The sequence below is a fragment of the Pseudomonas sp. LAM2023 genome, from assembly GCF_016620375.1.
GTDB lineage: Bacteria > Pseudomonadota > Gammaproteobacteria > Pseudomonadales > Pseudomonadaceae > Aquipseudomonas > Aquipseudomonas anuradhapurensis.
The window spans coordinates 38,830-54,272 of the sequence record NZ_JAENHV010000014.1 but is presented as its reverse complement, the minus strand read 5'-3'; the positions used below and the strand labels follow the sequence as shown (position 1 = coordinate 54,272).

The 15,443-nt window shown below is 63.1% G+C and carries 16 protein-coding genes and 1 riboswitch; of the genes, 13 read left to right on the top strand and 3 right to left on the bottom strand.

Going from position 1 to position 15,443, the window contains the following annotated elements; translation table 11 throughout:
* Nucleotides 1-103: 103 nt before the first annotated feature.
* From eat to JKP78_RS05350, 12 genes are all read left to right on the top strand, one after another.
* Nucleotides 104-1,552: an ethanolamine permease gene (gene eat, locus JKP78_RS05405; protein WP_186689695.1), complete on the top strand. Its 1,449-nt coding sequence runs from the start codon at nt 104-106 to the stop codon at nt 1,550-1,552.
* A 46-nt stretch (nt 1,553-1,598) separates the two neighbouring features.
* Nucleotides 1,599-2,993 carry an ethanolamine ammonia-lyase subunit EutB gene (locus tag JKP78_RS05400; protein WP_186689697.1) on the top strand — a complete coding sequence of 465 codons (1,395 nt, stop codon included), beginning with the start codon at nt 1,599-1,601 and terminating at the stop codon, nt 2,991-2,993.
* Nucleotides 2,994-3,001: 8 nt separating this feature from the next.
* Nucleotides 3,002-3,820, top strand: coding sequence for an ethanolamine ammonia-lyase subunit EutC (eutC, locus tag JKP78_RS05395; protein ID WP_200626193.1), 819 nt, complete (start codon nt 3,002-3,004; stop codon nt 3,818-3,820).
* A 108-nt stretch (nt 3,821-3,928) separates the two neighbouring features.
* Nucleotides 3,929-4,387, top strand: coding sequence for a GNAT family N-acetyltransferase (locus tag JKP78_RS05390; protein ID WP_170028078.1), 459 nt, complete (start codon nt 3,929-3,931; stop codon nt 4,385-4,387).
* Between the two features lie 248 nt (nt 4,388-4,635).
* Entirely contained in the window at nt 4,636-5,283 is a 648-nt protein-coding gene (locus JKP78_RS05385; RefSeq protein ID WP_170028077.1) for a DedA family protein, read from the top strand.
* A 9-nt stretch (nt 5,284-5,292) separates the two neighbouring features.
* Nucleotides 5,293-6,108 (top strand): zinc-dependent peptidase, encoded by an 816-nt coding sequence (locus JKP78_RS05380; protein WP_170028076.1) that lies wholly within the window; start codon nt 5,293-5,295, stop codon nt 6,106-6,108.
* Nucleotides 6,109-6,201: 93 nt separating this feature from the next.
* Complete coding sequence (ppa, locus tag JKP78_RS05375) at nt 6,202-6,729, top strand: inorganic diphosphatase (protein ID WP_003255365.1); 528 nt, start codon at nt 6,202-6,204, stop codon at nt 6,727-6,729.
* Between the two features lie 213 nt (nt 6,730-6,942).
* Complete coding sequence (locus tag JKP78_RS05370) at nt 6,943-7,644, top strand: LexA family transcriptional regulator (RefSeq protein WP_170028075.1); 702 nt, start codon at nt 6,943-6,945, stop codon at nt 7,642-7,644.
* Nucleotides 7,645-8,039: 395 nt separating this feature from the next.
* Nucleotides 8,040-9,785, top strand: coding sequence for a copper resistance system multicopper oxidase (locus JKP78_RS05365; RefSeq protein ID WP_200626192.1), 1,746 nt, complete (start codon nt 8,040-8,042; stop codon nt 9,783-9,785).
* Nucleotides 9,782-10,129 (top strand): hypothetical protein, encoded by a 348-nt coding sequence (locus tag JKP78_RS05360; protein ID WP_186689701.1) that lies wholly within the window; start codon nt 9,782-9,784, stop codon nt 10,127-10,129. Before JKP78_RS05365 ends, JKP78_RS05360 begins: the two co-directional genes overlap by 4 nt.
* Nucleotides 10,119-11,159 carry a copper resistance protein B gene (locus JKP78_RS05355; protein ID WP_200626191.1) on the top strand — a complete coding sequence of 347 codons (1,041 nt, stop codon included), beginning with the start codon at nt 10,119-10,121 and terminating at the stop codon, nt 11,157-11,159. Before JKP78_RS05360 ends, JKP78_RS05355 begins: the two co-directional genes overlap by 11 nt.
* 9 nt (nt 11,160-11,168) lie before the next feature.
* Nucleotides 11,169-11,861, top strand: coding sequence for a c-type cytochrome (locus tag JKP78_RS05350; RefSeq protein ID WP_186689705.1), 693 nt, complete (start codon nt 11,169-11,171; stop codon nt 11,859-11,861).
* Between the two features lie 31 nt (nt 11,862-11,892).
* Here JKP78_RS05350 and JKP78_RS05345 read toward each other — a convergent pair whose 3' ends face one another.
* The 3 genes from JKP78_RS05345 to JKP78_RS05335 all read right to left on the bottom strand — a co-directional run bounded on the left by JKP78_RS05345 (nt 11,893) and on the right by JKP78_RS05335 (nt 14,283).
* Nucleotides 11,893-12,156 (bottom strand): DUF3077 domain-containing protein, encoded by a 264-nt coding sequence (locus JKP78_RS05345; protein WP_200626190.1) that lies wholly within the window; start codon nt 12,154-12,156, stop codon nt 11,893-11,895.
* 155 nt (nt 12,157-12,311) lie between these two features.
* Entirely contained in the window at nt 12,312-12,554 is a 243-nt protein-coding gene (locus tag JKP78_RS05340; RefSeq protein ID WP_186689707.1) for a hypothetical protein, read from the bottom strand.
* A gap of 523 nt (nt 12,555-13,077) precedes the next feature.
* Nucleotides 13,078-14,283: an RtcB family protein gene (locus JKP78_RS05335; protein WP_200626189.1), complete on the bottom strand. Its 1,206-nt coding sequence runs from the start codon at nt 14,281-14,283 to the stop codon at nt 13,078-13,080.
* 92 nt (nt 14,284-14,375) lie between these two features.
* A riboswitch (FMN riboswitch) is annotated at nt 14,376-14,517 on the top strand.
* Between the two features lie 80 nt (nt 14,518-14,597).
* Here JKP78_RS05335 and ribB point away from each other — a divergent pair.
* On the top strand, nt 14,598-15,248 hold the full coding sequence (ribB, locus tag JKP78_RS05330) for a 3,4-dihydroxy-2-butanone-4-phosphate synthase (protein WP_200626188.1): 651 nt from the start codon (nt 14,598-14,600) through the stop codon (nt 15,246-15,248).
* Nucleotides 15,249-15,443: the final 195 nt, after the last annotated feature.

Sequence of the window (15,443 nt, the reverse complement as noted above, 5' to 3'; positions counted from 1 at the left end):
AGAGCGGCAACCGCGCACCAACCGCTCTGGCTCGCTTCCTGCAACACCTATCACCATCGGCCCGGAACCCTTCCGGCCACCAAGAAAAACAACAGGTGAATCTATGCCAAGCGATCATTCCGCCGGCTCTCCGGCAGGCTCTTCCGTCGACTTCGAAAAGGTCGGCTCGGACTATTTCCAGCAACGTGAACTGAAAAAAGGCGCCGCCGGCTGGGTACTGCTGGTCGGCCTGGGCGTGGCCTATGTCATCTCCGGCGACTACGCCGGCTGGAACTTCGGCCTGGCCCAGGGTGGCTGGGGCGGGATGTTCCTCGCCACCCTGCTGATGGCCACCATGTACCTGTGCATGTGCTTCTCGCTGGCCGAACTGTCGTCGATGATCCCCACCGCAGGCGGCGGCTACGGTTTTGCCCGCAGCGCCTTCGGCCCGTGGGGCGGCTTCCTCACCGGCACGGCAATCCTCATCGAATACGCCATCGCCCCCGCCGCCATCGCGGTGTTCATCGGCGCCTATTGCCAGTCGCTGTTCGGTATCGGCGGCTGGATGATCTACCTGGCGTTCTACATCGTGTTCATCGGCATTCACATCTTCGGCGTGGGTGAGGCACTGAAGCTGATGTTCATCATCACCGCCATCGCCGCCATTGCCCTGGCTGTGTTTTTGCTGGGCATGGTGCCCCATTTTGATGCAGCCAACCTGTTCGACATCGCCAAGACAGATGCCGTGGGCGCCAGCAGCTTCCTGCCGTTCGGCTACGTCGGTGTGTGGGCAGCCATCCCCTACGCCATCTGGTTCTTCCTGGCTGTCGAAGGCGTGCCGCTGGCCGCGGAAGAAACCAAGAACCCCAAGCGCGACCTGCCACGCGGGTTGATCGGGGCCATGCTGGTCCTGCTCGCCTTCGCCCTGCTGATCCTGGTGGTCGGGCCCGGCGGCGCAGGCTCCGAGGCGCTGAAGGCCTCCGGCAACCCGCTGGTCGAAGCCTTGTCCAAGGCCTACGGCGGCTCCACCTGGATGGGCGGCTTCGTCAACCTGGTCGGGCTGGCCGGGCTGATCGCCAGCTTCTTCTCGATCATCTACGCCTATTCCCGGCAGATCTTCGCCCTGTCGCGCGCCGGCTACCTGCCGCGCAAGCTGTCGGAAACCAACAAGAGCAAAGCCCCGGTCATGGCTCTGGTCATCCCTGGCATCATCGGCTTTGCCCTGTCGCTGACCGGCCAGGGCGACCTGCTGATCCTGGTGGCGGTGTTCGGTGCCACACTGTCATATGTGCTGATGATGGCTGCGCACATCACCTTGCGTATCCGCCGGCCGAAGATGGAGCGCCCGTACCGCACCCCCGGTGGCATCGTCACCTCGGGCGTGGCCCTGGTACTGGCCTGCATCGCCGTGGTCGCCGGTTTCCTGGTCGACCCACGGGTGGTGATTGGCGCCGCAGTGATCTATGCGGTATTAATTGCCTACTTTGCTTTGTACAGCCGCCACCACCTGGTAGCGGGCACACCGGAAGAGGAATTCGCCGCGATCCAGAAGGCCGAAGAGGCCCTGCACTGATCGCCGCCACCCGCCGCGGGGCAACCCGCGGCTCTGGAGAGTCTGTATGGCAAGTTTCGTACACACGGTGGGCCACCTGGTCTACCGCTTCGACAGCCTCAAGGAAGTGATGGCCAAGGCCAGCCCCGCCCGTTCGGGGGACTACCTGGCGGGTGTCGCCGCCAGCAACGACGGTGAACGCGTCGCCGCTCAGATGGCCCTGGCCAATATCCCGCTGACGCATTTCCTCAATGAAGCACTGATCCCTTACGAAGAAGACGAAGTCACCCGGCTGATCATCGACAGCCACGATGCCCAGGCATTTGCAATCGTCAGCCACCTGACCGTGGGTGGCCTGCGCGACTGGCTGCTCAGCGATGAAGCCAACGAGGACAGCCTGCGCGCCCTGGCGCCCGGGCTGACCCCGGAAATGGCCGCAGCGGTGTCGAAGATCATGCGCGTGCAGGACCTGGTGCTGGTGGCGCAGAAGATCCGCGTGGTCACGCGCTTCCGTGGCACCATGGGCCTGCGCGGGCGGCTGTCGACCCGGCTGCAGCCCAACCACCCGACCGACGAACCGGCCGGCATCGCCGCCAGCATCCTCGACGGCCTTTTGTACGGCAACGGCGACGCCATGATCGGCATCAACCCGGCCACCGACAGCATCGCTTCGATCTGCGCGCTGCTGGAGATGCTCGACGCCATCATCCAGCGCTACGACATCCCCACCCAGGCTTGCGTACTAACCCACGTGACCACGTCGATCGAGGCGATCAACCGTGGCGTGCCGCTGGACCTGGTGTTCCAGTCCATCGCCGGCACCGAAGCGGCCAACGCCGGCTTCGGCATCAACCTCAATGTGCTGCAGGAAGGCTACGAAGCGGGCCTTTCGCTGAAGCGCGGCACACTCGGGCAGAACCTGATGTACTTCGAAACCGGCCAGGGCAGCGCCCTGTCGGCCAACGCCCACCACGGCGTCGACCAGCAAACCTGCGAAACCCGCGCCTATGCCGTGGCCCGCCATTTCAAGCCGTTCCTGGTCAACACCGTGGTCGGCTTCATCGGCCCGGAATACCTGTACAACGGCAAGCAGATCATCCGCGCCGGCCTCGAGGACCACTTCTGCGGCAAGCTGCTGGGGGTGCCGATGGGTTGCGACATCTGCTACACCAACCACGCCGAAGCCGACCAGGACGACATGGACACCCTGCTGACCTTGCTGGGCGTGGCCGGGATCAACTTCATCATGGGCATCCCCGGTTCCGACGACATCATGCTCAACTACCAGACCACCTCGTTCCACGATGCGCTGTACGCGCGCCAGACCCTGGGCCTGAAACCCGGGCCGGAATTCGAGGCCTGGCTGGCCCGCACCGGCATCTTCACCCAGGCCGATGGCCGGGTACGCTTTGGTGACAACCTGCCGCCGGCTTTCCGCCAGGCCTTGGCACAGCTTGCATAGGGATGACCATGGACCATCGCACGCCTACCCCCGACAACCCCTGGCTGGCCCTGCGCAACCTCACCCCGGCGCGCATCGCCCTGGGCCGTGCCGGCACCAGCCTGCCAACCGGCGCGCAGCTGGACTTCCAGTTCGCCCATGCCCAGGCGCGCGACGCCGTGCACCTGGCGTTCGATCACGCCAGCCTGGCTGCGCAGCTGGCTGACCGCGGCCGCGACAGCCTGGTGCTGCACAGCGCCGCCAGCGACCGCAACCAATACCTGCAACGCCCGGACCTGGGGCGGCGCCTGAACCAGGACTCGGTGGCGGCGCTGCGCCAGCACGCCCAAGCCAACCCCGGCGGGGTCGACCTGGCCATCGTCGTGGCGGACGGCCTGTCGGCCCTGGCCGTGCACCGCCACACCCTGCCGTTCCTGGACCGCTTCGAAGAGCAGGCCGCCGCCGACGGCTGGAGCAGTGCCCCGGTGGTGCTGGTGCAGCAGGGCCGCGTGGCCGTGGCCGACGAGGTCGGTGAGCTGCTGGGTGCGCGCATGACGGTGATGCTGATTGGCGAACGCCCGGGGCTCAGCTCGCCCGACAGCCTCGGCCTGTATTTTACCTACGCGCCGAAGGTCGGCCTGACCGATGCCTACCGCAACTGCATTTCCAACATCCGCCTGGAGGGGCTGAGCTACGGGATGGCGGCGCACCGCCTGTTGTACCTGATGCGCGAAGCCTGCCGACGTCAGCTTTCCGGAGTGAATCTGAAGGACGAAGCCGAAGTCCATAGCCTTGAGAGTGAACATGGCGCCGGCCAGAAGGGCAACTTCCTGCTCGGCAAAGGGTAAAAAACCTGTAACGGAAGGCGGATTGCACTTGCGCCGCGCATTGGGCAGCATGCCCAGGAAAGCTGCTGGCAATCCGCTGTTTCCCCTAATGGACTCTGAGGGCCGCACATGCGCATAATCAAGGCAACCCTGGAACACCTCGACCTGCTCACGCCGATGTTCGTCAAATACCGTGAGTTCTACGGGCAGCTTCCCTACCCCGACAGCTCGCGCAGCTTCCTGGAAAAGCGCCTGAAGCGGGATGAGTCGGTGATCTACCTGGCCTTGCCGGATGACGACGACAGCAAGCTGCTGGGTTTCTGCCAGCTCTACCCGAGCTATTCGTCGCTGTCGCTGAAGCGGGTGTGGATTCTCAACGACATCTATGTGGCCGAGGATTCGCGGCGCATGCTGGTGGCCGACCACCTGATGCGCGAGGCGAAGAAGATGGCCAAGGAAACCAACGCCGTGCGCATGCGGGTGTCAACCAGCGCGGACAACGAGGTCGCGCACAAGACTTACGAGTCCATCGGGTTTCGTGAGGATAACGAGTTCAAGAGCTATATCCTGCCGATCAATCAGGATTGACTGTTCCAGCCCTTTCGCGGGCACGCCCGCTCCCACAGGTACAGCACAGCCTCAGGAAGCGGTGATATCCCTGAGGGAGCGGGCGTGCCCGCGAAGAGGCCGGAACAGGACTCCCCTGCCGTAACCCCCCGCTACAAACTCCCCGGGCATGTTCCCGACTTCGCCGTATAATGGCCCACCTGTCATGTGTGAAATTTTACCCATCGCCAGGTAACCGAGCCTACGCCCCAAGAACACAGGTGCTGTACATGGATTTCAACCCGCTGGACCTTATCCTGCATCTCGATGCCTACCTCGATCTGCTGGTCACCAATTACGGTCCCTGGATCTACGCCATCCTCTTCACCGTGATCTTCTGCGAAACCGGGCTGGTGGTCATGCCCTTCCTGCCTGGTGATTCGCTGCTGTTCATTGCTGGCGCCGTGGCCGCCGGTGGCGGCATGGACCCGTTGCTGCTGGCCGGCCTGCTGATGGCTGCAGCGATCCTCGGCGACAGCACCAACTATGTGATCGGCCGCACGGTTGGCGAACGCCTGTTCAACAAGCCCAACTCGAAGATCTTCCGCCGCGATTACCTGCAGCGCACCCACGATTTCTATGAGCGCCACGGCGGCAAGACCGTGACCATGGCGCGCTTCCTGCCGATCCTGCGCACCTTCGCGCCCTTCGTCGCCGGCATCGCCCACATGCATTACCCGCGCTTCCTCGGCTTCAGCGTTGCCGGTTCGCTGCTGTGGGTCGGAGGCCTGGTAACCCTGGGTTACTTCTTCGGCAACGTGCCATTCATCAAGCAGCACCTGTCGCTGATGGTGGTGGGTATCATCCTCCTGTCGCTGGTGCCGATGATCCTGGGCCTGCTGCGTGGCCGCCTGGGCCGTACGGCCAAGGCTCACTGAAGCTGGCCGATGTGGTCGTTCAGCGCCTGGCGGCGCAAGCGCACCCTGGCGCGCTACCCCATCGCCCCCCAGCAATGGCAGGCCGTGCGCGCGCGCCTGCCGATGCTGGACGGCATCACTGAAGCAGAAGACCGCTGGCTGCGAGAAGCCTGCATCCTGTTCCTGCTGGACAAACACCTCACCTGCCTGCCCGGCGTCGAACTGGACGACGAGCAGCGCCTGTTGCTGGCGGCCCAGGCGCAGTTGCCTCTGTTGCACCTGGGCGAGCTGAACTGGTACCAGGGTTTCCACGAGATCATCCTCTACCCCGACGACTTCAAGAGCCCCCAACGCCACCGCGATGCCAGTGGCGTGGAACACGTCTGGGATGGCGAACACAGCGGCGAGGCCTGGCAGCAAGGCCCGGTCATCCTGGCCTGGAATGGCGTACTGGCCAGTGGCGGCTGGGAGGCTTACAACCTGGTCATCCATGAGCTGGCGCACAAGCTCGACATGCTCAATGGCGACGCCAACGGCCTGCCGCCGCTGCACAACGGCATGCCTGTGGAGGAATGGGCCAGCGCCATGCAACAGGCCTACGACGACCTCAACCGCCAGCTGGACAACGACCCCGACGCCGAAACCGCCATCGACCCTTATGCAGCGGAAAACCCGGCCGAGTTCTTCGCCGTCACCAGCGAATACTTCTTTAGTGCCCCCGACCTGCTGCAGCAGGCTTATCCAAAGGTCTACCACCAGTTGTCGCAGTTCTACCGCCAGGACCCGCTGGCGCGCCTGTGCCGGCTGCAGGCCGAACACCCGGACTACCGCGCAAGCCACGCCTGACGGGGCCGCACATCAGGCCAGGCGTGGCATGCCCCGGCAGAATGTGCCTATAATCGCCGCCACTTTTTTGGTCAAACACGGGGGCACTGCCCAATGAGCTACAGCAAGATTCCGGCGGGCAAAGACCTGCCGAACGACATCTACGTCGCCATCGAGATCCCGGCCAACCACGCGCCGATCAAATACGAGATCGACAAGGACAGCGACACCCTGTTCGTCGACCGTTTCATGGCTACCCCGATGTTCTACCCAGCCAACTACGGTTTCATCCCGAACACCCTGGCTGACGACGGCGACCCGCTGGACGTGCTGGTCGTTACCCCTTATCCGGTTGCCCCTGGTTCGGTTATCCGCGCCCGTCCGGTTGGCGTACTGAACATGACCGACGACGGCGGCGGCGACGCCAAGGTCATCGCTGTTCCTCACGACAAGCTGTCGCAGCTGTACGTCGACGTGAAGGAATACACCGACCTGCCAGCCCTGCTGATCCAGCAGATCGAGCACTTCTTTGCCAACTACAAAGATCTCGAAAAGGGCAAGTGGGTCAAGATCGAAGGCTGGGAAGGCGCCGACGCCGCTCGTGCCGCGATCACCAAGTCGGTGGCTGCCTACAAGGGCTGATACCGGTTGCACGAAGAACCCCGCCTCGGCGGGGTTTTTTTATGCTTGGAGGCTGGCCCAGGGGGCTGTGGAGGCGGCCTGTGGCAAGTGCGACGCTTAGTAAAAAATCCTACACCGTCCTACTCCAACGCCCTACAAATCGCTGTTTTCACACAGACCTCATCAACATCCGGTTGATATCCTTGCTGGCACCGCGCCGCTACACTCGCCGCCATGAACACATCCGGTGACCGCCTCAAAGCTCTCCTCCACGAATGTGGCCTTACCCCGTCCGATTTCGCCGCCCAGCGCAGCGTCACACCCCAGCACGTCAACAACTGGTTCAAGCGCGGTGTGCCGTTGGCCCGGCTGGACGAACTGGCCGACCTGTTCTGCGTACATCGTCGCTGGTTGCGCACCGGTGAAGGGCCCAAGCACCTCAACCCGATCCCGCGCAACCATTCCCCGGCGCCAGCGCCCGGCAACCTGCCCACGCCGCTGTCGGCGCGAGGGGGCCGGGTGTTGAAGCTGCCCTTTTACGAATTGCACAGCGGCCTGCTGTCGCCCGTGCCCGGCAGGCACCTGTGCCTGCCCGCAAAAGCGCTGAGAAGCCTCGGCGTGCAAGCCGAAAACGCCATCTGCCTGGCCATGCCCGCCGGCAACATGGCCCCACTGATGCCGCAGCAGGCCACCCTTGCCATCGACCTGGGCATGACCCAGGTGGTTGAGGGCGAAACCTATGCCCTGCTGCACAATGGCACGCTCCGGGTGAACAACCTCAGCCTCGGCCAGCACGGCACGCTGTACCTGCACAGCCTTGACCGGCGCAGCTACGCGGTCGAACGCTATACCACCGTGCAGCGCCAGGCGCAGGGGCTGGAAATCCTCGGCTGGGTCTTCCACTGGTCGCATTTTCGCCAGCAACGGCCTGGCTGAAACAACCTGTTCCATTTTTTGCTGGGCATCCCGCGCGCGCCCTTGTATGCTACGCCGCACATTCAGCCCCGACCGGCGCATGCCGCGGTCCAGAGGGCTCGGCGATGTCCCACACGGGCATCTGCCAATTCTTTCAGGCCTTGATGGCCACACAGTTAAGGCGATTGCGGCTTACCAAAAATTAGTCGGAAGCGTCCCCGAGAAGCCGGCCACAAGCCGGCTTTTTAATGCCCTCCTGAAATTCCTTCCCTGCCTTCAAGGCTGCGCGTGCACGCCTCGCCTGCGCAAGCTGACTAAAAAGTAATGTAGCGCTCAGCCAGTTGACAGCGCGGGCCGGCTAGCCTGCAGTCTGTTGGTGCTTATCGAAAAATTATCGACTGACTGGACGCAACGGCATGCAAAGCAAAACCACGAGACGCTCCTTCGTCAAAGGCCTGGCCGCTACCGGACTGCTTGGCGGGTTGGGCATGTGGCGCGCGCCGGTCTGGGCGGTGACCAGCCCTGGCCAACCGAATGTACTGACGGGCACCGACTTTGACCTGTACATCGGTGAACTGCCGGTGAATTTCACCGGCGCCAAGCGCACGGCGATGGCCATCAACGGCTCCGTGCCCGGGCCCATTCTGCGCTGGCGCGAAGGCGACACCGTCACCCTGCGTGTGCGTAACCGTTTGCAGCAGGACACCTCCATCCACTGGCACGGCATCATCCTGCCGGCCAACATGGACGGCGTGCCGGGCCTGAGCTTCCACGGCATCGCCCCCGACGGCATGTACGAGTACCGGTTCAAGGTCCAGCAGAATGGTACCTACTGGTACCACAGCCACTCCGGGTTCCAGGAACAAGTTGGGGTGTACGGCGCCCTGGTCATCGATGCGAAAGAGCCCGAGCCGTTCAGCTACGACCGGGACTACGTGGTGATGCTCAGCGACTGGACAGACGAAGACCCTGCCCGGGTGCTGTCCAAGCTCAAGAAGCAGTCGGACTATTACAACTACCACAAGCGCACGGTGGGTGACTTCGTCAACGACGTCAGCGAAATGGGCTGGTCGGCTGCGCTAGCCGACCGGAAGATGTGGGCCGAGATGAAGATGAGCCCCACCGACCTCGCAGACGTGAGTGGCTACACCTACACCTACCTGATGAATGGCCAGGCGCCGGACGGTAACTGGACGGGCGTGTTCAAGCCGGGCGAGAAAATCCGCCTGCGCTTCATCAACGGCTCTGCCATGACCTATTTCGACGTGCGCATTCCCGGCCTGAAGATGACCGTTGTCGCGGCAGACGGGCAGCACGTCAAGCCTGTTTCGGTCGACGAGTTGCGCATCGCCGTTGCCGAAACCTACGACGTCATCGTCGAGCCTGAAAGCGAGCAGGCATACACCATTTTCGCCCAGTCCATGGACCGTACCGGGTATTCCAGGGGCACCCTGGCTGTCCGCGAGGGCTTGCAGGCGCCTGTGCCAACCGTGGATCCACGCCCCATCATCTCGATGAACGATATGGGCATGGACCATGGCGACATGGGCGGTATGGACCATGACAGCATGGCCGGCATGGACCACAACAGCATGGCCGGCATGGACCACGGCGCCATGACCGGCACAAGCGCCGCCATGCAGCGCCACCCGGCCTCCGAGACCAAGAACCCGCTGGTCGACATGCAGACGATGTCGCCGACGCCAAAGCTGAGCGATCCCGGGATTGGGCTACGCAACAATGGCCGTCGCGTGCTCACCTATGCCGACCTGCGCAGCACCTTCCCTGACCCGGACGGCCGCGCGCCGGGGCGCACAATCGAACTGCACCTTACCGGTCACATGGAAAAATTCGCCTGGTCCTTCGACGGCATCAAGTTTTCCGATGCCGAGCCACTGCGCCTGAAGTATGGCGAGCGCCTGCGTATCACCCTGGTCAACGACACCATGATGACTCACCCCATCCACCTGCATGGCATGTGGAGCGACCTGGAGGATGACAACGGCAACTTCATGGTGCGTAAGCACACCATCGATATGCCGCCTGGCTCGAAACGCAGCTATCGCGTCACTGCAGATGCCTTGGGGCGTTGGGCCTATCACTGTCACCTGCTGTTCCATATGGAAATGGGCATGTTCCGAGAAGTCCGTGTGGACGAATGAACTGGAGATCCGAGATGAGCAAAGCCATGAAACGAAGCGCGTTTTTCCTCTCTGCCGCGATGGCGGGCCTGCTTGCTGTCCATGCCCCCTCCTCGTGGTCCGGCGACACCAGCAAACAACCGGCCAATGCTGCAAACGCCAAAGGCGCACAGGGCATGGACCACGGCGCCATGAAAGGCATGGACCACGGCAATATGCAGGGTATGAACCATGACGCCATGAAAGGCATGGACCATAGCACCATGAAGGGAATGGACCATGGCGCGATGCAAGGCATGGACCACGGCAAGATGATGGAATCGCATGGCAGCGATAAAGCTAAGGCAGGGAACGATGCTCAATAGCCTGGCACGACCATCGCTACTGGCATTGGGCGTTGCCCTGGGCATGCTGGGCACTGCGCCCAGCTTCGCCGCCGGGGCAATGGACCATTCGGCCATGGGGCACGATGCCATGCCGATGGATAGCGGCTCGTCGCACGATTCGATGCCGGGCATGGACCACAGCAAGATGGACCATGACAGCATGCAGGGCATGGACCATGGCACGATGGACCACGGCAGCATGCAGGGCATGGACCACGGCAAGATGGACCACGGCAGCATGCATGGCATGGACCACTCGACGATGAACCACGGCTCGGCAGAGGCGCCGACGACAACCAGCCGTACCCCGATCCCGGTGTTGACGGATGCAGACCGCCAGGCAGCCTGTCCGCCATTGGGTGGGCACCAGATGCACGACAGCGCAATCAACAGCTTCCTGCTGCTGGATCAGCTGGAGTACCAGGATGCGGACGAAGGCAGCACCCTGGCCTGGGATGCATCCGGCTGGATAGGTGGCGATATTAACCGGTTGTGGATCCGCTCCGAAGGCGAACGCACCAACGGCGTCAGCGAAGATGCCGAATTGCAGTTGCTATACGGCCGCTCGGTCAGCCCCTGGTGGGATGTGGTTGCCGGGGTGCGCCAGGACTTCAAGCCCGAATCGCCCCAGACCTGGGCGGCATTCGGTATCCAGGGCATGGCACTGTACGACTTCGAGACCGAAGCCACCGCATTCATTGGCGAGAACGGCCAGGCTGCTGCTCGCCTGGAAGGCGACTACGACATCCTGCTGACCAACCGCCTGATCCTGCAGCCAACCGCTGAAGCCAACTTCTACGGCAAGAACGACCCTGAGCGCGGCGTAGGTTCCGGCCTGGCCAATACCGAGGTCGGGCTGCGCCTGCGCTACGAGATTGTCCGCCAGTTCGCTCCCTACATCGGCATCACCTGGAAACGTTCCTATGGCAAAACTGCCGACTTCGTCCGGGATGAGGGTGGCGATGTGGATGAAGCGCGTTTCGTCGCCGGTATCCGCATGTGGTTTTGAGACCCTGACATGAAGAAAACAATAACAACGCTTGTCATGGCTGGCGTGCTGACCAGCGCGGCAGTGCTGGGTGCCGCCTACTCCGGCCTGGTCAACGTCGGCGCCGATGACCCGCACTTCCCCGCCGTGCATGCCTTTCTGGCCATGGCCCGGGACCGTTCCATTGCGGTACGTGCCAACGACATCGAAGTGCCCGACCTGCAAGACGAAGCCCTGATCCGTACTGGCGCGGGCAACTACAATGCCATGTGCATCGGTTGCCACCTGGCCCCGGGCGTGGAGAAAACCGAGCTCAGCCAGGCGCTGTACCCCTCGCCGCCCAACCTGGCCACCCGTGGCCTCGGCGGCGACCCTGCCGCAGCGTTCTGGATCATCAAGCATGGCATCAAGGCCACTGGCATGCCGGCCTGGGGCAAAAGCATGGGTGATGAATACATCTGGGGCATCGTGGCCTTCCTCGACCAATTGCCCAAGCTCGATACCCAGCAGTACAACGCGCTGGTAGCGAGCAGCAGCGGCCACCAGCATGGCGGTGGCGAAAGCCAAATGCACAACCATGAAGGCCAGCACGGCAGCCACGCGCCTGAGCGCGCGGGCCACCACGCAATGGGCAATTCAGAAGCGCATCACCCAGCGCCCGGCAACCCAGTTCCGAAGACACATATGCACCGTGATGGCAAAGCGCACACCCATGGGAACTGAAGGCCGCTCGGTCCGAAGCAGGCCTCTCATTTCAGTGCCTCATGCCTAGCTCAGCATCATCCATCAGCGCCTTGGCCATCGCACTCAGGTAGTGCGCAGCCCAGATCATCATCGGTTTTTCATCCATCAGGCCGGTGATGGTCAACTCGCGGACATAGCCCATCAGTTCCGAGGCCTGCTCGCGGGCGTCCTCGCACGGGATGCCGGGCTCGATGCGGAACAGTGGGTGGGTGCCGTTTTCGCCTTGGTAGAAGGTGGTCTTGCCGACGGTGAATTGGGTGTCGTCGGTAGTCATTGTTGAATTCCCTGATAGTTCTCGACTCTCCGGGCCGGCCCTTTCGCGGGCTTGCCCGCTCCCACAGGTACTGTGCAAGCCTTGAGGCCTGTGGTGAGCCTGTGGGAGCGGGCATGCCCGCGAAGAGGCCAGCCCAGAAAACACATCACTAATGCCTAGTGCAAAATCCTGGGCTCTGTAGGCATCTGCACCTGAACCAGTGCCGTCTCCAGCAAAGCCCGCAGCGTCTCCAGCTCATGCATCGAGGTCATCATCAGGATCGATGCCGGTGACTTGGGCTGCAGCAGCATTGCCTGGCGCACGACGGTCGCAGCGCACAGCGCATAGTCCGTGGCCTGGATCAGGGTGTCTTCAAGGGCATGAATATCGTGGGGTGGATCGGGGACAATCTTGAGCATGGTGTAATCTCGTCTGTTCCGAAGGGACAGCCACGACATCACTTGCAGTTGATGGGTGGCGGCTACGTACGGGTCTGCAAGACCGGACAGACGATAAACCGGCAGATCCGAAGATCTCCCGCACGCAGCCACCATTGACCGAAATCGCCGGCACGCGGCAACTTGGAAAGCGGTACTGAATCGTCTGCGGGCTTGCAGGCCCGGTCGCTGATTTGGCAACGACGGGGCCAGACTAGGTCGCTGAGAACACCACCGCAATGGCGCAAAGGCGGTAGGAAGCTATTTCAGAAATGGCCTACACGCAACGGGAAAAATCTGATTATCAGCGATTCATGCCGTTGCGCGATCGAAGGCATTACGTAGTAGACCTGTGCCGGCCTCTTCGCGGGTAAACCCGCTCCTACAGGTACTGTGCAGGTCTTAAACACTGAACTTTTCCACAGGTACCGTGCAAATCTTGAAGCCTGTGGAGCCCCTGTAGGAGCGGGTTTACCCGCGAGAGGCCAGTGCAGGAATACCCCCGTCAGCCCTTCACACACACCACCTGGCGCAGGGTGTGCACCACCTCCACCAATTCCTGCTGCGCGCGCATCACCGCATCGATGTCCTTGTAGGCCATCGGGATCTCGTCGATCACCTCCTTGTCCTTGCGGCATTCCACATGCGCCGTGGCCCGTCGCTGGTCCTCCACGGTGAAGCGACTCTTGGCCTTGGTCCGGCTCATCACCCGGCCGGCGCCATGGCTGCAGGAACAGAACGATTCCTCGTTACCCAGCCCCCGCACGATGAAGCTCCTGGCCCCCATCGACCCAGGAATGATGCCTAGCTGCCCTTTCTGCGCCGACACCGCGCCCTTGCGCGTCACCAGCACTTCGCGGCCAAAATGCTGCTCGCGCTGCACATAGTTGTGGTGGCAGTTCACCGCTTCCAGGCTAGCCTCGAACGGTTTGCCCAGCACCTTGCGGGCTGCCCCGACCACCGCCAGCATCATCAGCTCGCGGTTCTGCCGGGCATAGTCCTGCGCCCATTCCACCGCTTCCACGTAGTCGGCGAAATGGCGGCTGCCTTCCTCGAAGTACGCCAGGTCCTTGTCTGGCAGGTTGGCCAGGTGCTGGCGCATGTCGGCCTGGGCCAGTTCGATGAACAGGTTGCCAATCGCATTGCCCACCCCCCGCGAGCCGCTGTGCAGCATGAACCAGACACGGTCGGCCTCGTCCAGGCACACCTCGATGAAGTGGTTGCCACCCCCCAGCGTACCCAGGTGCTGGCGGTTGTTGGTCTTCGCCAGGCGCGGGTACTTGTCGGTAATGGCCTTGAACCGCCCGGCCAACCGCCCCCAGGCCTGGTCGGCCTGGGCTGGCACATCGGCCCAGGCGCCCTGGTCATGTTTGCCGAACGTCTTGCCATGCGGCACCGCCTGCTCGATGGCGCTGCGCAGGCCGTGCAGATGGTCCGGCAGGTCGCGGGCATGCAGCGAGGTGCGCGCGGCGATCATGCCGCAGCCGATGTCTACCCCTACCGCCGCGGGGATGATCGCGCCAACGGTCGGGATCACGCTGCCGATGGTCGAGCCTTTGCCCAGATGCACGTCCGGCATCACCGCCAGGTGCTTGAAGATGAACGGCATCCTGGCGGTATTGAGCAATTGCCGGCGGGCGTCGTCTTCGACCGGCACGCCATCGGTCCATAACTTGACCGGCTTGCCGCCGGCAACCTGGAGAATGTCCATGGGGCTGTTCCTGAAAGGCCATGCCGGCATGATACCGCCAAAGGTCGTAGCGCCGTGGGTTGCCAGCGGGGTGGCGAGGTGCGGTATGCTTGGCCGGTCTTCAGGGCGGGGTGAAAGTCCCCACCGGCGGTAAATCGAAAGATGAGCCCGCGAGCGCCCCGGCCATGCCGGGGGTCAGCAGATCTGGTGCAATTCCAGGGCCGACGGTCATAGTCCGGATGAAAGAAGGCGTCAGGCAGGGGCCATCCGGGCGCCCCTGCGCGCGCATTTGGTTCGCCCCGAGACGTTCATCGATCATTCACGAGGAGCGTTTCATGTCCACCCAGCACCACCCACAATTTCCCAATGTTGCCGCCGCCATCGCCGCCTTCCAGGCCGGGCGCCCTGTGCTGCTGCTCGACGATGACGACCGCGAGGACGAAGCGGACATCATTGCCGCCGCCGAGAACATTTCGCTGCAGACCATGGCCATGATGATTCGCGATTGCAGCGGCATCGTCTGCCTGTGCCTGGACGAAGCCACCGTCGACGAGCTGCAGCTGGCACCGATGGTGCAGAACAACCAGGCTCGCCATGGCACCGGCTTCACCGTCACCATCGAGGCGGCCGAAGGAATCAGCACCGGGGTTTCCGCCCAGGACCGCATCACCACCATCGGCGCGGCGCTGCGCTCTACTGCCGAGCAGCGCCATATCGTCAGCCCGGGCCATGTATTCCCGCTGCGCGCGCGCAATGGCGGGGTGCTGACCCGCCGTGGCCACACCGAAGGTTCGGTGGACCTGGCGCGCCTGGCCGGCCTGCGCCCGGCGGCGGTGCTGTGCGAGCTGATGAATCCCGATGGCAGCATGGCGCGCGGCGAGCAGGTGGCGGTGTATGCACGGCAGTACAATTTGCCGGTGCTGACCATCGAGGAACTGGCGCAGTACCGTGAGGCCATGCTGGAGCTAGAAGCAGAGCCAGCCTGATCCCGCACCGGGACACAGTGCCTGTAGCGGCCTTGTGTCGCGAAAGGGCTGCAAAGCAGCCCCAGCAATTTGTGCATCTGCGCTGACATCGTGGGGCCGCTGTGCGGCCCTTTCGCGACACAAGGCCGCTCCTACACAATTGACGGCGTTAGCCGATCGGGTGGCCGGAAGTTTGCTCCCCCCGCCCCGCTCTGC